We start from the raw sequence: 19984 nt of genomic DNA, 5'->3' as shown, positions 1-19984 counted from the left end.
CCTGCGGGCCCTACTGGCGACGGTACACCTTGGTGCGCGAGCCGAGTCGTTGCAGCGGGTCCCGGGAATTATCGCCCTGAATCCGGCGCGCACGTGTGCCCGTAATTCGACTGACCCGACGGTCATACTCCTGCACGTTCACCATCTCGCTCGATGAGTCGTGCTCGTAGTGGAAGCGCTTGTCGTGGTTCCGATACCGCCGCATCATCGCCCCATAGAAGAAGAAGCCGGATGCGGGGCCAAGCAGCAGCAGGTACAGCAGGCCTTCGTTATTGCTACTTGATGATGAAGACTGCGCGATCGTGGAGGTGTGCTGCGCGAGCGCGAGGATGCCGGCCGTTACGTCCGCCGAGACGAGTTCAACAAACACAGTGCATCCTTCCTAGAGCGCGAGATACGCGATGCCAATCACACCGCTGATGATCGTGCCAATAATGGAAATTCCGGCCGACACGGCGAGCAGCCGCCCCTGGCGAACGGGCACGCTGCCCATCGTCGAGCCGGTACGGCCGTTGACGGCGACGTAGTGCGTAAACGCCCGATCGCCACGCTGCTCGTAGTAGCTGTAGAGCCAGACCGGAACGTACAGCGAGACCCAACGACTGCCGTGCACGACGAGCTGCTCCTGTTCCCATCGCACACCGCGCCCGTAGCGCCGAATGGTGTCTCCCGCACGACTTCGCGCAACCGACAGGACGCGCCCGTTCGCCATCGGCTCGACGGCAGTGACGTCGAGGTCGCGGCGCTCCGAGGTATAGCCGCGCAGGTAATTCGCGTTGTATGACACGGCCTGCTTCGTGTCGAACGGCTGGATGGCGTTGATCACGTTGTTGGTGTTGAGGTCGGTGTCCTGATTGGCTCGCTGCTGCGAAGACTCGATCAGGATGTCGTCAACGTAGAGGTCGAATTTGCGGCCGAGCTCGTACACGTCGGCGTCATACACGGTGTACTTGTTGTCCCCCGACCCGCGCGTGTATTGCCTGGTCTGCACCTCGCCCTTGCCCTGCAGCTCGACCTCGGCGTTCGCATCCATGGTGAGGTAGGGCATGTACACGCCCACCACTTCCTCGGGAGCGAACTCCTTCACAAACTGCGGATGGGCGAAGAACTTGCGCTTCGAGACGAACTCGCGGATGTTTTCAATCGCCTTGTCCTTGGGGAACGAGAACGGCAGGACGCCATCGGGCACGGCGCCGTTCGGGACCTGCCGGTTCACCGACAGGGTATTGCGGCACCAGTGGCACCGCGCGGTCATCGCCTCATTGGTATTCACGACGACGTCGGCGCCGCACGCGCCGCACTTGAGCGTGAGCACATCCTTCGTCGATTCTTGTAGCCGCGTCGCGCCCGAGCCCATGTGGATGCCGTGGAGCTCCGAGATCGGCGACTCGAAACCGTACTTCTCGTCGATCGTCTTTTCGTTCCACTCGAAGCGGCAGAACTGGCAAATCAGCGTGCCCTCTGAGACCCGGAGGACGATATCGGTCGACCCACACTTCGGACACTTGTCGAGCCCGTCACCCTTGTTATTCGAGGTGTCGACGACGTTGACGCTCGGCCCGAGGTCAGTCGGCACGGCTCCGGATGCGCGGGGCTGGGTTGGTTGCCCGGTTGGACCTTGACCTTGCCCGGGCTGGTGTGGCCCGGACTGGTCTTGCCCTGGCTGCGTTTGCCCTGGCTGGCCTTGCGCCGGGGGCTGCTGGCCCGGGTACTGTGACGGCGCAGGCTGGAAGAACCCTTGCGGTTCCCCCTGCTCCTGATAGTTCCGTTGCTCGTCGGAGGAGGAGCCATTACCCAACACCGAATTCAGCTCATCGCGAGCCTCTTTCGGCAGGTTCTGCTGAATCGAGTTAAAGATTTGCCGCCCGATTTCCCCACCGAACGAAAAATTCAGCCCCATGACCCCTCCCCTCTAATCGACAACGTGGACGCATTAGCTATGAACTGCGCTCGGCTTATTACCCGAGCCCGAGCGCACGGTTCTTCGCGGCGTCGTAGTCTTCCTGAGAAATCAGGCCCTGGTCGAGCATCTGCTTGAACTGCGCGAGCTGCGCCACGGGGTCGGCTGCGCCCTGCTGCGGGGCCTGCTGCTGCGGGGCCTGCTGCTGCGGGGCCTGCTGCTGTTGCTGCTGTTGCTGTTGTTGCTGGGGAGCCTGCTGTTGCTGCCCGCCCTGCTGCTGACCCTGGAACGGGTTCTGGTAAGGCGCCGGCTGGTTCGGGTTCTGCTGGTAGTTGACCGCGCCGCCCGCGGCACCCACGCCCATCCCCATCATCGCGATGCCCTGACCGCCCGAGTTCTCGCCGGCCGACTCGAAACCACGAGCCATCGACTGCTGCAGGAACGACTGCCCACGCGAGCCGGAAAGCGCATCCGCCTTCTGCGCATCCGCGAGGAGCTTCTTTGTCGTCTCGTCGTACTCGATCGCCTGGATCGCCGTCTTCACGATCACGAGACCGCGGTCGGATGACCAGTTGTAGCCCGCCTCGACGGCCGCCGACAGCGACTGCGCAAAGCCGAGAGCGTCGCCCTGGATGCGCGCCATACGGTTGCCCTTGTTCGGGTCGTTCGTGTAGTTCGAGAACGCGGGTGCGAGCGACGACACGACCTCGTTGAACAGCTGAGCACCGGCGGGGTTGTCGACGTCGCTGAAGTCGAAGACCGTGGGCGATGCGCTGACGTAGTTCTGCGGCACGAAGTTACGCACGAACAGGATCGGGTCGACGATGCGGAGGGTGTAGGTTCCGCGGGTGATCGCGGCGACCTGGGTTCCGAGGTAGGAGTCGTCCCAGTAGATTTCCGACTGGGTGCCGAAGCGATTGTTCGGAATTTCCTTGAGGTTGACGTAGAACGCGAGCTGCTGGGTGCTCGGGCGACCGCCGAACTTGAAGCGCTCCCACGAGGTCATCACGGTCGACGAGAGCAGTCCCCCGCCCGTGAAAATCGACTTCGAGTCCTGGTTGTCGGGTTCGAAGATGAAGCCGCCGGGCTCGGCGACGAGGCCGGTAATCTGACCGTCCTGGATGGTGATGAGCCCCATCCCCTCGGGCACGATAATCTTCGAACCGCTCGTGATGACGTGCTCTGAGCCCTTGGTGTTCGAGCCACGGCCCGCGTTTGTGCCGGATACTACCGCTGGGAAGATCGCGGCCGTCGGCGAAATGTTGCGCGGCGGTTCAAGAAAGTCAATCCACTGGTCTGCCAACGTGCCGCCGATTGCACCGGCGAATGCCTGAATGAAGCCCATCGTTTCCCCTTCGTCTCAAGTGAAATTCAGCGTAGGTGAGTCGACCGAATGCAGTCTGTTTCCGGGGCACAATTACAGGGAGTTCACGCTTTGCCTAAGCGATGTCACTCGCTGGCATGATCGCGTGTCGGTGTGAAGTTCCACCTGGCCGCTGGCGGCTGCGATACTCATGCCTATGCAGTCAGTCGTCGCGTGGATGGAACGGCAGCAAGTACTGCATTATCTCGGCGCGCTCGGTCTTGGCGGTTTAGTCGGGCTACTGGCGCCCGGCGTAGCGCATCCCGCCGCAGTCGCGATCAACCCGGCGCTTGGCCTATTGCTCTACGCCACGTTCCTCGGTGTTCCATTCGCGAGGATCGGCCAGGCGATTCGAGATTGGCGATTTCTCGCCACGGTATTGCTGCTCAACTTTGTGCTCGTGCCGATCGTGGTGTTTCTTGTGTCGCGATTCGTCGCGCACGATGACGCCCTCCTCGTCGGAGTGCTGTTCGTGCTGCTGACTCCGTGCGTGGATTACGTGATCGTGTTCACTGGGCTTGCGGGTGGCGCGAAGGAGCGGCTCCTCGCCGCTTCGCCTCTGCTGATGCTCGCCCAAATGCTGCTGCTACCGTTGTACCTCTGGTGGTTCGTAGGGGCAGAATTCGTTGTCGCCGTTGACCTCGCGCCGTTCGTAGAGGCGTTCCTCCTGCTCATCCTGCTCCCGCTCATCGCGGCATGGCTCACGCAACTGGCCGCTGGAACTCGCTTCGGTAGCACTATCCAGGCCGCCGCGTCGAACTCGATGGTGCCGCTGATGATGTTGACGCTCGCCGTCGCCGTCGCTTCCCAGATTGCGGAAGTTCGCGAGGAACTCGCGACGCTCGTTTCCGTAGTCCCGGTATATCTGCTCTTCGCGTTGATTATGGTCCCGGTCGGCATCGGGGTTTCCCGGGCAGCTCGGCTCGACATTCCGGGGCAGCGAGCGGCTGTATTCAGCGGCGTGACACGGAATTCGCTCGTCGTACTCCCCCTGGTCTTGGCCATGCCCGAGCCCTATGGCCTCGCGCCGCTCGTCGTAGTGACGCAGACGCTCGTTGAGCTCATCCTCATGGTTATTCTCATTCGGCTCGTCCCAAGGCTCGTGCCCGACCTCGCGCATTCGTGACCGCGCCGTCCTGGTGGGAGACTAGAGGGTATGCGTAATGGATACTCCGCCGCCCAGATCCGCGAGGCCGAAGCGCCCTTCCTTGAGCGCGGTGTGCCGCTCATGATTCGGGCCGCCCAGTCCCTCGCGGAACACGTCACGAGCATCCTCCCGTCGCCCGAGTCAGCCCGTGTGCTCGTGCTGGCCGGGCCCGGCAACAACGGCGGGGATGCGACTTACGCGGCATCGTTTATCGCGAATGCGGGCGTGAAGGTGCAGGTGGTTGCCGTCGGAGGACGACTGCTCGAGGCCGCCGAAGCAGCAGCTCGCGATGAGGGCGCGGAGATACTGTTGGATGCATCTCCCGAGTCGGCCGCGGCATTGGTCGCAGGTGCTGACGTCGTGCTGGATGGGGTGCTCGGCATCGGTTCGGGCGGCACGGCAGCGGGCGGGTCGCCAGCGCTTCGCGACCCGGCGCGGGCCTTTGTGGTCGCGGTGAAGGCGGCCATCGCATCCGCCCCTGACCCGACGCCCATCGTCATCGCCGTCGACATCCCGTCCGGCATCGATCCCGACGACGGCAGCGTGCCCGACCCGGATGCGGTCCTCAAGGCCCAGCTCACTGTCACGTTCATCGGCGTGAAGGCAGGACTCCTGCTCGAGCCCGCCGCCTCGCTCGCGGGCAAGGTCTGGCTCGAGCCGCTCGGCGCATCCCAGGGGCTGCTGCAGGTGCGGCCGACGGTCTCGCTGCCGTAGCGCGCTTCGGCCGAGATGGCCGCGTCGGTCCTTGAGTTGGCGCGAAGCGCCATATCGAAAGGCCATGATGATCGCAAATTTCGATACGCGCTTCGCGCTACTCAATGAACTTATTGGTCGCGCTTCGCGCTACTCAATGAACTTATTGGTCGCGCTTAGCGCCTCAAAGGCCGGCTGATCGCGCTGTCTAGCGAGCTCGGCGTTAGGCGCCGTGTTTGACGCGGGCGAGGACCTCGTCCGCGAGCGTCACGAGCTTGGCGATCTCCGCGTCGTCGCGATCGATCCAGACCGACTTGGGTTCCGCATCCTGCACCACGAAATTCTCGTGACGTTCCCACACGAATAGCGTGCGCTCGGCGCCGAGCACATACTGCTGCCACCAGACCTGTCGCAGGTAGTTGCGGGGGATGCGCTTCCACGGCTTATTGACCGTCTTGATTTCGGCGAGCACCACCTCGTCGCCCCACTCGGCGAGACCATCGGGTGTCGCGAGGTGGCGCGGGTTGTCGGCCGAGCGGAACAGGAGACCGCAGGCTGCAATGCCGTGTTCTTGAAGCACCCAGTCGGCAATCACGGGCTCGCGTTGCCGACCGAAGTCGGTGAAGGCGTTACCGCTAAACGAGTTTCCGTAGACCTTGTCGGAAGCAACTGAACGTACTGAGGTCGGCGTCGCGAGGCGGGCAGCGTCGGTGGCCGTAATTCCACGGCGGCGCTCAGCGAGCCAGTTCTCGCGATCGTCCGAAGAGCACACGATGCGCTGCGCGACTGGGCCCTTCGGGCGCGGGTTGCGCAGCTCTTCGAGGATGCCCGACTTCCAGACCGCCCCCTCGACCGGCACACTCGGCAGTGTCGATGGACGCGTCTGGCGAATGACGTAGCTCTCGAACGATTCGGTTCGGCGCTTCATCTCCTCGGGCTGCGCCGCGTCCAATTCCGCGAGCGCGAGCGGTGCAAAGTCGTCCGCAGACGGGCGAGAGTCGGAACTCTCGGTAGCCGTCGGACGAAAAATTACCATTAGCCCATTCTGCCAGCACCCGCCGACAATCGGGTCCGGTACACGCTGTCCGTTGCTCGGAGATTGGTTCGCGGCGTGGTCGTGGCGTGCGCGAGGCTGCCCTGGTTGGCGTGGCGCGGCCGAGCCTTTGCGCGGCCGTGTCGAACCTTCATGGTCGAGGGTCGATCCGTCGCACAGTCGCGCCGAACCATTACCTACTCGCACCGAACCTGCATGCAGCCGGGCCGAACCTTCATGCACATGGCACGATCCCTCGCCCACTCGCGCCCGACCTTTATGCTTGTGACGAGCCAGGGTGTTTGAACGCCCTGGTTCATCACGGTCACCCTGGGCCGACGGCGCAGCACCCTAGTTCGACGCCGTGGCACCCTGGATCGCAGGCATTGCAGCTAACACGCACCCCTGCCCGTACACCGGCAAGGGACAGCGCTAACGACAAGGGGAACCCAGCGCGAACGAACGCCAGCCACACAAGCATTGCAGCTAACGCGCGCCCCTGCCCGTACACCAGCACGGCAAAGCGCTACCGGCAGGGGCAACCCGCCGCGATCTACCATCGCCAACGCGGGCATTGCGGCTAGCGCGCGCCCTTGCCCGTGTACCGGCAGGGGATAGCGCTAACGGCAGGGGGAACCCAATGCGAACGACCATCGCTAATGCAGGCATTGCAGCTAACGCGCACCCTTGCCCGTGCACCGGCAAGGCAAAGCGCTAACGGCAGGGGCAACCGGCAACCAGCAACCAGCGCAGCCAACCCGCACCAGCACCGCCAACCGCCACGCGGGCGCGCGCCGCGACCTAGGAGACTGCTGATTTATCTTGGCGGTTTAAGGCGCGCCTCTGTCGTTCCTGGCGCCGGTGTTTAAGACTGGATTTATGCAGGGTCGTGATGATGGTCAGCGTCAGTTGTTGGATGTCGGTGCGTTCGCCGGTCACATGTTGCCGGTTGGGTCGGTGTTCGCGTTCCTGGCCGAGCACCGGCACGAGTTGTTCCCCGATGACGCGTTCGCGGACTTGTTTCCCTCGGGCCGTGGACGCCCGTCGACGCCGGCGGACGTGATCGCTTCGGTGATGGTGTTGCAGACGTTGCACTCGTTGTCGGACCGGGAGACAGCGGAAGCAGTGACGTTTGATTTGCGTTGGAAAGCGGCGTGTGGTTTCGGATTGACGGAAACGTCGTTCCATCCGACGGTGTTGACCTATTGGCGCCGCCGCCTGGCCGCGAGCACACGCCCGCACCGTATTTTCGAGGCGGTGGCTGAGGTCATTGCGCGGTCTGGGGCGCTCTCTGGTCGTAAGCGTCGGGCGTTGGACTCGACGATTCTGGATGATGCCGTTGCCCGCCAGGACACGGTGACGCAGTTGGTTGCGCAGATCCGGCGGGTCGGTCGGGAGATCCCGGGAGCCGATACGATCGTGGCCGGTCTGCCTGGCCATGACTATGCCCAGCCGGGGAAACCCGACATCGCTTGGGATGACAAAGCGGCCAGGGACGACCTTGTCTCCCGACTCGTAACCGACGCGCTGGCATTGCTCGCGGCGATCGACACGACCATGCTGACGGAGCCGCAGCAGGAGACGGTCGCGCTCCTCGCTCTCGTCGCAGGTCAAGACGTTGAACCGGCCGAGGGATCGGACGGCACGGACGGGCGCTGGCGGATCGCCCGGAAGGTCGCACCCGACAGGGTGATCTCGACCGTTGACCCCGACACTCGCCACGCACACAAGAGCCGGGAGAAGAAACAAGACGGCTTCAAAGCCCACATTGCGATCGAGCCCGACACCGGCCTGGTGACCGCGGCCGCGTTGACGAAAGCATCGGGGGCGCAGAACAGTGACGCGGTCCGCGGCGTCGAGCTCGTGGCCGCGGACACCAGCATTGGATCTGACATGGTGGAGGTCCTCGGCGATTCTGCTTATGGCAGTGGTGACCTCCTCGCGCAGGTCACCGCTGCTGGGCATGTTCCGATCATCAAGCCGATGCCGTTGAGCAGAGCCGTCCCGGGCGGGTTCACCATTGATGACTTCACCATCGACGAGGCCAACCGCGCCGTCATTTGCCCGGCGGGAATCACTCGATCGATCACCTCAAAACGCACGGTCACTTTCGGGGCGGCTTGCGCGGGTTGCCCGCTGAGAGCCCAGTGCACGACCGCCGCCCGCGGCCGCAAAATGGTGTTGCATCCACAGCAAGAAATTCAACGTGAACACCGGGCGCGCGCCCTGCATCCTGACTTTCAATCCGTCTATCGACAACACAGGCCCATGGTTGAACGCTCGATCGCGTGGATGACACGCGGGGCCCGCCGGGTTCCTTACCGGGGTGTTGTGAAGAACAACGCCTGGTGGCTGAACCGGGCGGCTGGTATCAACCTCAAACGGCTCCTCACTCTCGGCTTGAGTAGTCAGAACGGGGTCTGGGTTCTTGGATAACACCGCGAAGGGAGGGCTGCTGCCTCCCACCGGCCACGGCCGGGCACGGGTGGCCTGGGCGGACCATCGGGCCGGAACCGAGATCCGATTCCGGCAGTTCAGCAGTCGACAAGACGCCCCGTCGCAGAGCAAAAAATCGCCCTCAGCGACTCGCGGGGACTCCTGAACCCCCAATAATCAGCAGCGTCCTAGGCCGAAGGCGTCTCGAAGATCTTGGTCGGCTCCGAAAGCGGCTTCTCGACGGGCGGCTCGGTCAGCACCGGGGTCGGCGCGTTGTCGAGCGACTCGATGATCGTCGTCGGGACGGTCACCGCGACCGCGCCGTACACGACGCCCTTCGCGAGCCCAGCGCGCAGCGAGAGGTCCGGCAACGTCCCGTGGTCTGCGCGGCCGCCGAGCTGTCCTGGCCCGACGATCGAATGACCGACGAAGCCGGCGAGGGATGCATCCCCCGCCCCGGTCGTGTTGACGACTTCATCCACCTTCGCCAAGCCCCAGATCGCCTCGTCCTTCGAGATCGCAAGCGCGCCGTCGCCACCCATTGAGACGAACGCGACTTCGAGTCCGCATTCCTCAATCACGTCGCGGCCGGCTTCGAGCACCTCACCAACAGTGTGCAGCTCGCGGTTCACGAGGGTCGCAATCTCGTCAGTGTTCGGCTTGATGAGGTTCACGAGCCCCGAGCGCGCCCACTTCTCGAGCGAGGTGCCGGACGAGTCAAACGCGACGCGCGTACCGAGGCGCCGGGCCTCGGTGAACAGGCGAGTGAAGTCCACTTTCTCGCCGTTCTCGGGGTGACGCGGCACCGAGCCCGACACGACGAGCCAATCAGCGTGCAGCGCCTCGATCTCGGTGATCGTCATGTCCACCACGGCTTCCCACTCACGCTGCGGAATCGGCACGGCCTTCTGGTTCACGTTCGTCGTGCGACCGCTCTTTTCGAGGATCGCTGTGTTGACGCGCATCCGCCCCGGGATCGGCAGGATGCGCAGCACCTGCGGGTACGGGGTGCGGAAAAGCAGGTGCTCGTCTTCTCGCCCGATCGGCAGCACTGCCGACGTCGGTACGTTCGCGACCCGAAGCGTGCGCGAGACGTTGATCCCCTTACCCGAAAGGAACTCCTGAATTTCCGTCGCGCGATTCACCTTGCCGGCGTCAAAGCTGTCGACGAGATATGTCCGGTCAATGACCGGTGCGGGAGTAAGCGAAACAACTGCGGGCATGAGGAGCTCCTTCCGAGGGGTCAGAGCAACGCTACCGCGGGCGCGTGAACGATTCCGTATCGCGCGCATCCCAAGTCGTCGCAAGGGCACGTGGCATGCTTTTTGCATGACTGACTTGATGCGAGCATGTGTAGTTTCTGAATTCGGCGGATCGGAGGTGCTGCAGTTCGATGAGGTTCCGCGCCCGTATATCGCGAACAGCGACACCCTCGTGCGGGTCAAGGCGACCGGTGTGAACCCGATCGACGTGAAGACCCGCTCGGGCAAGGGCGTCTCCCGCTTCATCGATCGCTTCCCGTGGATTCCGGGCAACGAGTTTGCGGGCGTCGTTGAGGAGGCACCGTACGAGCTCGCGCCGTTCCAACCTGGCGACGAGGTCTTCGGGATGCTCCTTACCCCGCACTATCAGGGCTCGTGCGCCGAGTTCGTTTCGGTGCCGTTCATGTCGCTCGCGAAAAAGCCCAAGTCGATGTCCTGGGCCGAGGCTGGGGCCACGCCCCTCGCATCCCTAACTGCATGGGCCGGGGTCGTCGACGCCGCCCGAGTCCACACCGGCCAGCGGATGCTCGTCCACGCGGGTGCTGGCGGCGTCGGCCACTTCGCGGTGCAGCTCGCCCACTTTTATGGCGCGCACGTCATCGCCACCGCATCCGAGAGTAACCTCGATTTCCTGCGCGAGCTCGGGGCGGATGAGGTCATCGATTACCGCAATCAGCGGTTCGAGGACGTCATCACGGAACCGGTGGATGTAGTGCTCGATTTGATCGGCAATGTCGCGGACAACACCGGCTCACGTTCGCTCAAGGTGCTGCGCGACGGCGGTCTCATCATCAACGTGCCGACCGGTTCGTGGCCGGAGATGCAGGAGGAGGTGGCTGCGACCAACCCGTCGATCCGCGCATCCACGCTGAAGCTCTCTCCCGAGGGCCGCATCCTCACGACCATCGCCCAGCTCGCCGACCAGGGTGACCTGCGCACGCACTTGGATGCGACGTTCCCGCTCCAGCAAATTGCCGAGGCTCACGACCTCGTCGCCGACGGCCACGTCCGGGGCAAGATCGCCATCGAAGTCGCCTAACGACCGGAAATGGTAATCGCCCCCTCCCCTGGTTCGGGGTGGGGGCGATTTGGTCGCTTGTCTCTTCCGGCGCCTGCTCAGGTACTCCTAAGGCTCGGCCAGGGACTGGTGCGGTTTGCGAAACTCTCTGTAGCTGCGTTGCTCCTTCAAGTCTGATGAATCTGACCGCCTTGGTCGTATTCACTCGCGTTCGCGATGGACCGGATCTCTCAAGTCCACGAGGTGCAGACTATCGACGGTTGATTACAGAATTCTGAGAATTGTGGGACTCAGTGATTAATCTTGACGCCCTCCGGAATCGGGTCGCCTGGTTTCCACTCGTGCCACTTACCAGAGGCCTCCATATCCGCGCCCAGCGGGATGCCGTTGCGGTTGCGCAACAGCAGCGAGCCGATCAGGCCGACGCCGGACATGATCATGAGGTAGAGCGCGGCACCCTGCCATGCGTTGGTGTTCGCCTCGAAGATCGCCTGGACGATGAGCGGGGCGAACGCGCCACCGATGATGGCGCCGATCGCGTAGGTAATCGAGACGCCCGAGAAGCGCACCGATGCGGGGAACACCTCGGCGTACCAGTTCGAGAGCGGTCCGTAGCAGAAGCCGAGCGGGATGCCGAGTAGGGAGGTGCCGAGGACGAAATAGATCGGGTTGTCGCCACCCATAATCACGAGCGGGAACAGGGCACCGGCCGCGAAAATCATCAGGATGTAGCCGATGATGAACACCGGCTTTGCACCTATCTTGTCGGCAATGTAGGCCCCGAGATAGGTGAAGATCGCCCACGAGATGGCAGCGATGTTGAGCAGGAGGCTCACCTGACCGCCATCCATGCCGACGAGCCCGCCGTCCGCGGTCGGGGTCGTCGCGTAGCGCTGCACGACACCGCCCACGAGCATGTAGCCAACGGCGTTGTCGCCGGCAAAGACGAGGGCTGCGAGCAGCACGATGAGCGGGAAGCGGCGGAACAGCACCGCGATCGGCGCGGATTCCTTCTTAGCGGTGTCGAGGATCTGCTTAAACACCGGCGACTCTTCGATCGTGCGGCGCACGATGTATCCAATCAGGATGAGCACGAGCGAGAAGAGGAACGCGATACGCCAGCCCCACGCGGTGAAGGCTTCCTGGCCGAGCGATAGCTGCAGGATGGTGAGCATGCCGGTCGCGAGGAGCATGCCGAACGGCACACCCAGCTGCGGCCACGCACCGGCGCGGTTTCGCTTGCCGACCGGCGCGGTCTCAACCGCCATGAGCGCGGCACCGCCCCACTCGCCACCGGCAGAAATACCCTGCAGGATGCGCAGCAGCAGCAGGACCACGGCGCTGGTCGCGGCCATGCTGCCGGTCGGGAGGACACCGATCAGCGAAGTCGCGATACCCATGAGCAGGAGCGTCGCCACGAGGACTGGCTTGCGCCCGTACTTGTCGCCGAAGTGGCCGGCAAGGAATGCGCCGAGCGGGCGGAACAGGAAGGACAGACCGATCGAGGCAAACGAGATCAGGGTCGGGCCTGCGTCGCCGAACGCCTCACCCATCGGGCCGAAGAACTGCGGGCCGAAGATGAGCGCGGCCGCGAAGGCGTAGATGAAGAAGTCGTACCACTCGACGGTGGTACCGACGATCGTCGCGGCGAGGACTTTCCTGCGCTCGCGATTCGAGGTCGTGGGTTGTGGGGATGTGCTTACTTGCGTCATTCAAAGACTCCGTCGTCAAAGAAATGATGGTTCCGGGCGCGGGGGCCGCTCTCCGGAAGGACGTTGTTGTCCGCTCTATGAATGTACCTACTGAGAGACCGGTCGGTCAGTAATCTCTGCCAAATTGTCCATTTGTTACGACCTCTTGCATGACGCGTGCACTCGTTCCAAGATTATTAGTTGAGGCGGAAACGAAACGAGGTCCCGCATCCAGGTGGATGCAGGACCTCGTTTCGCAGTTTCGCCGCGTCGCGCGGCAAATCACGTTCGGGTTTAGCCGGAACGCGGCTTCCTAAGAAACCGTTCCTTAGAAGGCCGAAACGTCGAGCGGAATCGACGGACCGAAGGTGGTCGAAACCGAAGCCTTCTGCACGTAGCGGCCCTTGGCCGACGACGGGCGGAGGCGGATGACCTCGTCGATCGCGGCCTTGAGGTTCTCGACGAGCTGGTCCTCGGTGAACGAAGCCTTACCCGCGATGAAGTGCAGGTTGGCGTGCTTGTCCACGCGGAACTCGATCTTTCCGCCCTTGATCTCGGTAACAGCCTTGGCTGCATCCGGGGTCACGGTGCCGGTCTTCGGGTTCGGCATGAGGCCACGGGGACCAAGTACCTTACCGAGGCGACCGACCTTGCCCATCATGTCGGGGGTGGCAACGGCCGAGTCGAAGTCGGTCCAGCCGTCAGCGACCTTCGCGATGAGCTCGTCCGAGCCAACCTCGTCTGCGCCAGCTTCGAGAGCTGCCTCAGCCGCGGGACCCTGGGCGAACACGATGACGCGAGCGGTCTTACCGGTGCCGTTGGGGAGGCTCACGGTACCGCGAACCATCTGGTCTGCCTTGCGGGGGTCGACAGCGAGGCGCATTGCGACCTCAACGGTGCTGTCGAACTTCTGCGACGCGGTCTCCTTCGCGAGGGCTGCTGCCTCTTCGACGGTGTAAACCTTGTCCGCGTCGATCTTCTCTGCCGCGGCGCGGTACGCCTTGGACTTCTGTGCCATGTTGTGCTCCTTACGAGAGTGTGCGGTTGACGAGCTTGGCCAGCTCTCCCGCGGAATAATTCAGTCGCCGATCTCGAGGCCGCATGCCTCGAGGGTTCGACGAAACGGTCCGGACTTAGGAGCCCGTGACCTCGATGCCCATCGAACGAGCGGTACCGGCGATGATCTTCGCGCCAGCCTCGATGTCGTTCGCGTTGAGGTCAGCCTTCTTCGTCTCGGCGATCTCGCGAGCCTGGTCCATGGTCATCTTGCCGACCTTGTTGGTGTGGGGCACACCGGAGCCCTTCTTGACGCCAGCAGCCTTCTTGATGAGTTCTGCGGCAGGAGGGGTCTTGAGGACGAACGTGAACGAGCGGTCCTCGTACACGGTGATCTCAACCGGAACCACGTTGCCACGCTGCGACTCAGTTGCCGCGTTGTAGGCCTTGCAGAACTCCATGATGTTCACGCCGTGCTGACCCAGCGCCGGACCAACCGGGGGTGCGGGGTTCGCGGCGCCAGCCTGGATCTGCAGCTTGATCAGACCCGTGACCTTCTTCTTCGGTGCCATGTGTTTTCCTTCTTTCGTGCGAGCTACTGGGTTGCGGCCCAGTTGCTCTCCCGGGAGCCCGGCCGTTCCGGGTTCCGGTGGATTATGGGTGTCGGCTAGAGCTTCGAAACCTGGTCGAACGCGAGTTCAACCGGCGTCTCACGACCGAAGAGCGATACCAGTGCCGTGAGCTTGCCGCTGACGGGGTTGATCTCGCTGATCGAACCAGTAAGGCCCTCGAAGGAGCCTTCCTTGATCGTGATCGTCTCACCGATCTCGTAGTCGACTTCGGCGACGGGTGCCTTACCGGCACCGCCTTCCGCCTTCTTACTCTCCGCCGCTGAGGCATCGGGCACGTCGACAAGACTCTTAAGCATGTCAAATGCTTCCTTGAAACGCAATGGGGTCGGGTTGTGGGCGTTCCCCACGAACCCCGTGACACCCGGCGTGTGGCGCACGACCGACCAGGTATCCTCGTTGAGCTCCATGCGCACAAGCACGTAGCCGGGGATGCGCACGCGCGTCACCATCTTGCGCTGGCCGTTCTTGATCTCAACGACGTCTTCCATCGGGACCTGTACCTCGTAGATGTAATCCTCGACGTCCATCGTCTGCGCGCGCTGGTTCAGGTTGTCGCGAACCTTGCGCTCAAAGCCGGCGTAGGTGTGGATGACGTACCACTTGCCCGGCTTGAGGCGCAGTTCCATCTTGAACTCGGCGTACGGGTCAACTTCGTCAACCTCACGCTCATCCTCGGTGGCCGCTTCCTGCGCGGCAGCTTCCTCGGACGTGTCTACGTCCAGCACGTCGTTGACAAACTCGTCAACTTCGGGGTCCGAGATCTCGCTCGTGATGTCCGCTTCGTCGCTGGTGTCGTCGTATTCAGCGTCCGCCTGCTCGATTACCGAGTCGGCGTCCACATCCTCGACGAAGAAGGCACCCTCCTGCGCTTCGGCGACCTCGGAGTTTTGCTCCGCGGCCGGCTCGAACAAGCCGTTCGGGTCGTTGAGGTTGCGGTCTTCAGCCATTGTTGGTTCGCTCGCTTTTCTTCAGTGGATGCTTGGGTCTGGGTTTCGGGAAATTGCCCGAAATGAATGCTGGATGGGCGCCTAGCCGGCGGGCACGGTCTCTACCGGGACTTCGGCAGGCTGCTGCTGGAAGAGCTGAGTGCCTTCGCCGAATGCCCAGGATGCGAGGTAGTTCGCGACGAAGTCGAAGAGTGCGACGAGTGCCATCACAATGATGAGGAAGCCGATCACGACGGCGACGTAACGCCACAGCTCCTGTCGAGTCGGGGTGACTACCTTCTTGAGTTCGGCAATCACCTCGCCGAAGAATCGCGCGATCGGGTTCTGCTTGCGTTCCTTCTTCGCGGCAAGTTCCGCCTCGGAGCGCTTCGCGGTCTTGCCCTGCTTCTGACGCTTGTCTTTCACCGCAGTCTTCGAGCCCGCGGCGGCAGCTACGGCCGAGTCCTTGGCGCCTGCGCCCTTGGAGTCTGCCTCTGAGTCTTTCTCGTCAGAGTCTTCCTCATCAGCCGCATCCTCGTTGTCGGCAGCGCCCGCTTCGCCATCGGCGTCGTCGGCAGCCTCCGTCGAGTCATCGTCCGACAACGCTGCGTCGACCTCTTCCGCATCGGTCTCGTCAGTCGGTTCAGCGCCAACGGCCTCACTCGTTGCATTGGTGAGTTCGTCGTCACGCTCGTCGCCAGACGTACCAGTCGCCACGCGGATTCCCTTCGAAGTATGTTGTCTGGCGCACCGAGTCCCGAGAATAAAGTTTCCAGGCACGCCACATGATGCCGTTTGGCAACCTCACCAGGTTACTTCACGTTGCCAAACACTGTCGAGTCAGCCGACTGGCAATCAACCCCACTGATGGCGTACCCTTGTCTAGTTGTCATTCGTGACAACCTTAGGGCGGTAGCTCAATTGGCAGAGCAGCGGTCTCCAAAACCGCAGGTTGCAGGTTCGATTCCTGTCCGCCCTGCTGACCGGTCAGATCCCCACAAGGGATCGGCCGGTTTTTGCTTTCCCGGCCCCAACTCAGGCAGAACTCATGCGATACGGGCCGCAGGGAAACCTTCGGATCGCGATGGCTGGGCAAGTTCACAAACCCGGAGCCTGAACCCTGTGCACGCGCGTAGCTGCTATTCGGTGTGCGTGGCTAGGCTAGAGGTCATGACTGAATCGCGTCTCGCGCCCCGCATCGCATCCATTGCTCCTTCTGCCACGATCAAAGTTGATACCAAGGCCAAGGCACTGAAGGCTCAGGGCCGCCCCGTCATTTCGTACGCGGCTGGCGAGCCCGACTTCGCCACGCCCGAACACGTCGTAACAGCAGCGGTCGAGGCGGCCAAGGACCCGAAGAACCACAAGTACACGCCGAACGTTGGCCTGCTGGAGCTGCGCGACGCCATCGCAGCTAAGACGCGCCGCGACTCGGGCCTGGATGTTCCTGCCAGCCGCGTGCTCGTGACCAATGGCGGCAAGCAAGCAGTCTTCGAAGCCATCAATGCCGTCATCGGCGACGGCGACGAAGTACTCATGCCAACTCCGGCCTGGACGAGCTACCCCGAGATCATCAAGGTCGCGGGCGGCAAGACCGTTGAAGTCTTCGCCGGCGCCGACCAGGGCTACAAGGTAACCCCCGAGCAGCTCGAGGCGGCGTTCACCTCGAACACTCGCGCACTCATTTTCGTCTCGCCATCCAACCCGACCGGTGCCGTGTACTCGGAGGAAGAAACCCGCGCCATCGGCGAGTGGGCCCTCTCCAAGGACATCTGGGTCATCGCGGACGAGATCTACCAGAACCTCACCTACGACGGCGTGCGCGCGATCTCGATCGTCGAGGCCGTACCGACGCTCGACAACCGCACGATCCTCTTGAACGGTGTCGCCAAGTCCTTCGCGATGACGGGCTGGCGCGTCGGTTGGATGGTCGCGCCGGAAGACGTCATCAAGGGTGCCGCCAACCTCCAGTCGCACCTCACGAGCAACGTGAACAACATTGCGCAGCGCGCCGCGCTCGCCGCCCTCACCGGCCCTTCCGAGCCGATCGAGGAGTTCCGCGTCGCGTTCGACCGCCGTCGCAAGCTCATCGTCGAGGAGCTCTCGAAGGTTGAGGGCGTCACTGTTCCCGTTCCCGAAGGCGCGTTCTACGTGTATGCCGATGTCTCGGCACTCCTCGGGAAGGAGTACGACGGGAAGGTCATCGACTCGTCGCTCGACCTCGCCGACTACATCCTCGAGAAGGCCGAGGTTGCGGCCGTTCCCGGTGAGGCCTTCGGCCCGTCGGGTTACCTCCGCTTCAGCTACGCGCTGAACGACGAGGCACTCGTGGAAGGCATCCAGCGCCTGCAGAAGCTGTTCAACAAGTAGCCGTCGGCGCTTGAGTACGAGCGCAGCGAGGCATCGAAAGCCCGCTGCGCTCGACTCTTTTCCGGGGCGAACCGCGGCGCTGATTTCGATACGGGGGCTACGCCCAATACTCAACCATCGACGCCGATCCCCGAGTAGGCGCGAAGCGCCGTCTCGAGGGGGCGCTTCGATACGCCGCTGGGCCACTACCCACCGAGCGGTCGGCTAGAACTCGAAGCGGATCGCGTCGTACATCGCCATGAGTTCCTCGTTGTCTTCGACCGAGTAGGCGTCCCAAAGCACCACGTGGAATCGGGTGCCCGAAAGTGGCATGACCCGCTCGATAAGCCACAGCTCGCCGCCGTCGCAGCCCGTGACCTTCGCGATGAGCACTTCGAGCTTCGTGTCGTCCGTCCCAGTGAACGTGTCGACAACCGGCTCGCCCTGTGGCGTTGTGTCACCGCCAGGGCTGCACTCATCACTAATGCGGTTGAGTTGCGCGATGGTGAGCGCCTCGTCCGACTGCGGCGTACCGAAGACGCTCGTCTGCCAAACCTCGATTGACGCGCCGTACCCCGGGCTGACCGCCGTGAACTGATCCGGCCGGTTGATGATGTCCTGCTCGCTCCAGTCACCGAGCGCGGGTGGCACGAGCTTCACGCCGTTTGGGAACTGTGCGTCGACGTTGATCGGCACCGTATCGCCCCGCGCGACAGTGTGCGGCGGGTTCGTGGCGTCCGGACCGATCAGGTCGGTGTCTGTCGGCCCGCTCTCGGCTGGAGTTTCGGTCGCGCCAGGCGCCGTACCCGCATCCAGCGCGACCGGCTCCGTCGTCTTGCCCCAGAGTGTCCCGAGGGTGATGCCGAGCGCGATCACCACGACACCGGCGATGATGGCTGCGAGCAGCAGGCCGCGCGGGCGACGCGCAGGTCCCGAGGGTTCCGGCTCGGCCGCATCCTGCTGCTTATAAACCGGCTCGGGCGGACGGAACTCGCGCGGACTCATCCCGCCGCCCGCCCGATTTGCACGTGCGCCATCACTAGATCTCGAGGCCGATCAGGTTCGGCTCGGGGATGAGCACCACGCCGAATTCCTGCTGCACTCGCGCGCGCACGAAGCGCGCCAGTTCAACGATGTCCTGTGCCGTCGCACCGTCGTGATTCGTGATCGCGAGCGTGTGCTTGGAGGAAATTGCAGCGCCGGACCCCGGCAGCGCGAAACCGCGCTTCACTCCCGCGTGATCAATTAGCCACGCGGCGGAGAGCTTCGATAGCGGCTCGCCGTCCTCGCCCTCGCCCGCGGGGAAGCGTGGGGCCTCGCTCGGCAGCTCGCGTGCGAAATCGTGCCGCACGATCGGGTTGACGAAGAACGACCCGCTCGAGCGAGTGTCGGGGTCGGATGCGTCGAGCACCATTCCCTTCGTCGCGCGCAGGCGCAACACGGCGTCGCGTTGGGCCGCGACATCGACGCGGTCACCGATCTCGACGCCCAACGCCTTCGCGAGCTGCGCATACTGCACGGGTGCGCCCGCGCCGTCACCCACACGAGTGAGGCGAAGCTCGACGCGCAACACGAGGCCAACACGCTCGCGGCGCTTGAGCACGGACGTGCGGTAGCCCAGGCCGAGATCGGCTGCATCCACCCACTCGACCGCGCCAGTGTCGGCGTCGAGGAGCTCGACGCGAGTCAGCACATCCGAAAGCTCCTGGCCGTACGCACCGATGTTCTGGACGGGCGTGGCGCCCACCGAGCCCGGAATTCCGGCGAGGGCCTCGATACCGCTGAGCCCCTCGAACACGGCCCGGTCGACCAGCCCCGGCCATGACTCCCCCGCCTCGGCGCGCACGAGAACGTGACCGTCCGCATCCTCGAACTCGAGCCCCCGCGTCTCAATCTTGAGCACGCGCCCGGGGAAGCCGTCATCGCTCACGATCGTGTTCGAGCCGCCACCAATAATGAGGAACGGCTCGCGCTCGTCAACGAGCTCGAGGTAGGCGTCGATTAGTGCCTCACGGCTTTCCGGGACGACGAGGTCGGCCTCGGCATCCGAGACCGCGGTCGTCGTGAGCTGCGCGAACGTCGTCATACGGTAAACCGCGCGCGAACCTGTGCCTTGCCGAGCACTGCCTTGCCGTCGTAGATGACGTCGAGGTCGACGCGCCCGACGCCAAGCTCGTCGGCGGCCTCACCAATCTTCGCGACGACGCTCACGTCGGCACCCTCGACTGGGTCGACCACGACGGGGCGGGTGAACTTGACCTGGTATTCGACAACGCGGCCCGGGTCACCAAGCAGCTCGACGAGCGGCGCAATCGCAGCGCCCATCGTGAGCATCCCGTGCGCGAGTACGCCCGGGAGGCCCACCTCAGCGGCGATGTCATCGCGGTAGTGAATCGGGTTGAAGTCCCCGGATGCGCCGGCGTACCGCACCAGCGCGTCGCGGGTGAGGTGCAGGTTCTGTTCGGTGATCACGTCACCGACCGCGTGCTGGCTGAGGTCGGTCCCCGCAGCCGCCGAGAATTTGGCTTCGGTCATGGC

The 19984-nt window shown here is 63.7% G+C and carries 18 protein-coding genes and 1 tRNA gene; 6 read left to right on the top strand and 13 right to left on the bottom strand.

Annotated features, from left to right (window positions below; translation table 11 throughout):
* Nucleotides 1–10: 10 nt before the first annotated feature.
* From GMOLON4_RS13965 to GMOLON4_RS13955, 3 genes are read right to left on the bottom strand one after another with little or no spacing between them, the layout of a single operon-like run.
* The gene (locus tag GMOLON4_RS13965; RefSeq protein ID WP_051267284.1) at nt 11–370 is read right to left on the bottom strand and encodes a hypothetical protein; all 360 of its coding nucleotides are present in this window, start codon (nt 368–370) and stop codon (nt 11–13) included.
* Between the two features lie 12 nt (nt 371–382).
* Entirely contained in the window at nt 383–1900 is a 1518-nt protein-coding gene (locus GMOLON4_RS13960; RefSeq protein ID WP_245575542.1) for a TFIIB-type zinc ribbon-containing protein, read from the bottom strand.
* Between the two features lie 58 nt (nt 1901–1958).
* Complete coding sequence (locus GMOLON4_RS13955; protein ID WP_026937665.1) at nt 1959–3245, bottom strand: SPFH domain-containing protein; 1287 nt, start codon at nt 3243–3245, stop codon at nt 1959–1961.
* Nucleotides 3246–3420: 175 nt separating this feature from the next.
* On the opposite strand from GMOLON4_RS13955, the gene GMOLON4_RS13950 reads away from it, so the two are divergent.
* Together GMOLON4_RS13950 and GMOLON4_RS13945 are read left to right on the top strand one after the other, a co-directional pair.
* Nucleotides 3421–4389, top strand: a complete 969-nt coding sequence (locus tag GMOLON4_RS13950) for an arsenic resistance protein (RefSeq protein WP_026937664.1) — start codon at nt 3421–3423, stop codon at nt 4387–4389.
* 30 nt (nt 4390–4419) lie between these two features.
* Nucleotides 4420–5124, top strand: a complete 705-nt coding sequence (locus GMOLON4_RS13945) for an NAD(P)H-hydrate epimerase (RefSeq protein ID WP_051267282.1) — start codon at nt 4420–4422, stop codon at nt 5122–5124.
* A 202-nt stretch (nt 5125–5326) separates the two neighbouring features.
* Here the strand turns inward: GMOLON4_RS13945 and GMOLON4_RS13940 are convergent, their stop codons facing one another.
* Nucleotides 5327–6139: a YqaJ viral recombinase family protein gene (locus tag GMOLON4_RS13940; protein ID WP_026937663.1), complete on the bottom strand. Its 813-nt coding sequence runs from the start codon at nt 6137–6139 to the stop codon at nt 5327–5329.
* Nucleotides 6140–7015: 876 nt separating this feature from the next.
* Between GMOLON4_RS13940 and GMOLON4_RS13935 the strand changes: the two genes are divergently transcribed.
* Nucleotides 7016–8572 carry an IS1182 family transposase gene (locus GMOLON4_RS13935; protein WP_106486782.1) on the top strand — a complete coding sequence of 519 codons (1557 nt, stop codon included), beginning with the start codon at nt 7016–7018 and terminating at the stop codon, nt 8570–8572.
* A gap of 188 nt (nt 8573–8760) precedes the next feature.
* Here GMOLON4_RS13935 and GMOLON4_RS13930 read toward each other — a convergent pair whose 3' ends face one another.
* A complete protein-coding gene (locus GMOLON4_RS13930) occupies nt 8761–9795 on the bottom strand; it encodes a 1-phosphofructokinase family hexose kinase (protein WP_026937516.1) in 1035 nt (344 codons plus the stop codon).
* 106 nt (nt 9796–9901) lie between these two features.
* Here GMOLON4_RS13930 and GMOLON4_RS13925 point away from each other — a divergent pair, with 106 nt between their 5' ends.
* A complete protein-coding gene (locus GMOLON4_RS13925) occupies nt 9902–10873 on the top strand; it encodes an NADP-dependent oxidoreductase (RefSeq protein ID WP_026937515.1) in 972 nt (323 codons plus the stop codon).
* Nucleotides 10874–11142: 269 nt separating this feature from the next.
* On the opposite strand, the gene GMOLON4_RS13920 is transcribed toward GMOLON4_RS13925, so the two are convergent.
* The 5 genes from GMOLON4_RS13920 to secE all read right to left on the bottom strand — a co-directional run bounded on the left by GMOLON4_RS13920 (nt 11143) and on the right by secE (nt 15814).
* The gene (locus GMOLON4_RS13920; protein ID WP_035733352.1) at nt 11143–12564 is read right to left on the bottom strand and encodes an MFS transporter; all 1422 of its coding nucleotides are present in this window, start codon (nt 12562–12564) and stop codon (nt 11143–11145) included.
* 307 nt (nt 12565–12871) lie between these two features.
* Nucleotides 12872–13561, bottom strand: a complete 690-nt coding sequence (gene rplA, locus GMOLON4_RS13915; RefSeq protein ID WP_026937514.1) for a 50S ribosomal protein L1 — start codon at nt 13559–13561, stop codon at nt 12872–12874.
* Nucleotides 13562–13676: 115 nt separating this feature from the next.
* Nucleotides 13677–14111 (bottom strand): 50S ribosomal protein L11, encoded by a 435-nt coding sequence (gene rplK, locus GMOLON4_RS13910; RefSeq protein ID WP_026937513.1) that lies wholly within the window; start codon nt 14109–14111, stop codon nt 13677–13679.
* A 95-nt stretch (nt 14112–14206) separates the two neighbouring features.
* The gene (nusG, locus tag GMOLON4_RS13905; RefSeq protein ID WP_026937512.1) at nt 14207–15118 is read right to left on the bottom strand and encodes a transcription termination/antitermination protein NusG; all 912 of its coding nucleotides are present in this window, start codon (nt 15116–15118) and stop codon (nt 14207–14209) included.
* A gap of 81 nt (nt 15119–15199) precedes the next feature.
* A complete protein-coding gene (secE, locus tag GMOLON4_RS16335) occupies nt 15200–15814 on the bottom strand; it encodes a preprotein translocase subunit SecE (RefSeq protein ID WP_322745119.1) in 615 nt (204 codons plus the stop codon).
* Nucleotides 15815–16003: 189 nt separating this feature from the next.
* On the opposite strand from secE, the gene GMOLON4_RS13895 reads away from it, so the two are divergent.
* Together GMOLON4_RS13895 and GMOLON4_RS13890 are read left to right on the top strand one after the other, a co-directional pair.
* Nucleotides 16004–16076: transfer RNA gene (locus tag GMOLON4_RS13895), tRNA-Trp, on the top strand.
* Nucleotides 16077–16267: 191 nt separating this feature from the next.
* Nucleotides 16268–17467 carry a pyridoxal phosphate-dependent aminotransferase gene (locus GMOLON4_RS13890; protein WP_026937511.1) on the top strand — a complete coding sequence of 400 codons (1200 nt, stop codon included), beginning with the start codon at nt 16268–16270 and terminating at the stop codon, nt 17465–17467.
* A 204-nt stretch (nt 17468–17671) separates the two neighbouring features.
* Here the strand turns inward: GMOLON4_RS13890 and GMOLON4_RS13885 are convergent, their stop codons facing one another.
* Genes GMOLON4_RS13885 through GMOLON4_RS13875 form a run of 3 tightly spaced genes read right to left on the bottom strand, consistent with a single transcriptional unit; the run spans nt 17672 to nt 19981 of the window.
* Entirely contained in the window at nt 17672–18451 is a 780-nt protein-coding gene (locus GMOLON4_RS13885; RefSeq protein WP_026937510.1) for a hypothetical protein, read from the bottom strand.
* A gap of 34 nt (nt 18452–18485) precedes the next feature.
* Nucleotides 18486–19532, bottom strand: a complete 1047-nt coding sequence (locus tag GMOLON4_RS13880; protein ID WP_026937509.1) for a UDP-N-acetylmuramate dehydrogenase — start codon at nt 19530–19532, stop codon at nt 18486–18488.
* Nucleotides 19529–19981, bottom strand: coding sequence for a MaoC/PaaZ C-terminal domain-containing protein (locus GMOLON4_RS13875; protein WP_051267155.1), 453 nt, complete (start codon nt 19979–19981; stop codon nt 19529–19531). The genes GMOLON4_RS13880 and GMOLON4_RS13875 overlap by 4 nt, the downstream gene beginning before the upstream one ends.
* Nucleotides 19982–19984: the final 3 nt, after the last annotated feature.

This window comes from Gulosibacter molinativorax (assembly GCF_003010915.2).
Classification (GTDB): domain Bacteria; phylum Actinomycetota; class Actinomycetes; order Actinomycetales; family Microbacteriaceae; genus Gulosibacter; species Gulosibacter molinativorax.
Note: the sequence above shows the minus strand (reverse complement) of the source record. Positions and strands in the feature narration are given on the sequence as shown.

Excerpts from the sequence above, each read along its gene's own strand:
- GMOLON4_RS13960 (WP_245575542.1), bottom strand. The coding sequence starts at position 1,900 with ATGGGGCTGAATTTTTCGTTCGGTGGGGAAATCGGGCGGCAAATCTTT.
- GMOLON4_RS13955 (WP_026937665.1), bottom strand. The coding sequence starts at position 3,245 with ATGGGCTTCATTCAGGCATTCGCCGGTGCAATCGGCGGCACGTTGGCA.
- GMOLON4_RS13950 (WP_026937664.1), top strand. The coding sequence starts at position 3,421 with ATGCAGTCAGTCGTCGCGTGGATGGAACGGCAGCAAGTACTGCATTAT.
- GMOLON4_RS13945 (WP_051267282.1), top strand. The coding sequence starts at position 4,420 with ATGCGTAATGGATACTCCGCCGCCCAGATCCGCGAGGCCGAAGCGCCC.
- GMOLON4_RS13940 (WP_026937663.1), bottom strand. The coding sequence starts at position 6,139 with ATGGTAATTTTTCGTCCGACGGCTACCGAGAGTTCCGACTCTCGCCCG.
- GMOLON4_RS13935 (WP_106486782.1), top strand. The coding sequence starts at position 7,016 with ATGCAGGGTCGTGATGATGGTCAGCGTCAGTTGTTGGATGTCGGTGCG.
- GMOLON4_RS13930 (WP_026937516.1), bottom strand. The coding sequence starts at position 9,795 with ATGCCCGCAGTTGTTTCGCTTACTCCCGCACCGGTCATTGACCGGACA.
- GMOLON4_RS13925 (WP_026937515.1), top strand. The coding sequence starts at position 9,902 with ATGACTGACTTGATGCGAGCATGTGTAGTTTCTGAATTCGGCGGATCG.
- GMOLON4_RS13920 (WP_035733352.1), bottom strand. The coding sequence starts at position 12,564 with ATGACGCAAGTAAGCACATCCCCACAACCCACGACCTCGAATCGCGAG.
- rplA (WP_026937514.1), bottom strand. The coding sequence starts at position 13,561 with ATGGCACAGAAGTCCAAGGCGTACCGCGCCGCGGCAGAGAAGATCGAC.
- rplK (WP_026937513.1), bottom strand. The coding sequence starts at position 14,111 with ATGGCACCGAAGAAGAAGGTCACGGGTCTGATCAAGCTGCAGATCCAG.
- nusG (WP_026937512.1), bottom strand. The coding sequence starts at position 15,118 with ATGGCTGAAGACCGCAACCTCAACGACCCGAACGGCTTGTTCGAGCCG.
- GMOLON4_RS13890 (WP_026937511.1), top strand. The coding sequence starts at position 16,268 with ATGACTGAATCGCGTCTCGCGCCCCGCATCGCATCCATTGCTCCTTCT.
- GMOLON4_RS13885 (WP_026937510.1), bottom strand. The coding sequence starts at position 18,451 with ATGAGTCCGCGCGAGTTCCGTCCGCCCGAGCCGGTTTATAAGCAGCAG.
- GMOLON4_RS13880 (WP_026937509.1), bottom strand. The coding sequence starts at position 19,532 with ATGACGACGTTCGCGCAGCTCACGACGACCGCGGTCTCGGATGCCGAG.
- GMOLON4_RS13875 (WP_051267155.1), bottom strand. The coding sequence starts at position 19,981 with ATGACCGAAGCCAAATTCTCGGCGGCTGCGGGGACCGACCTCAGCCAG.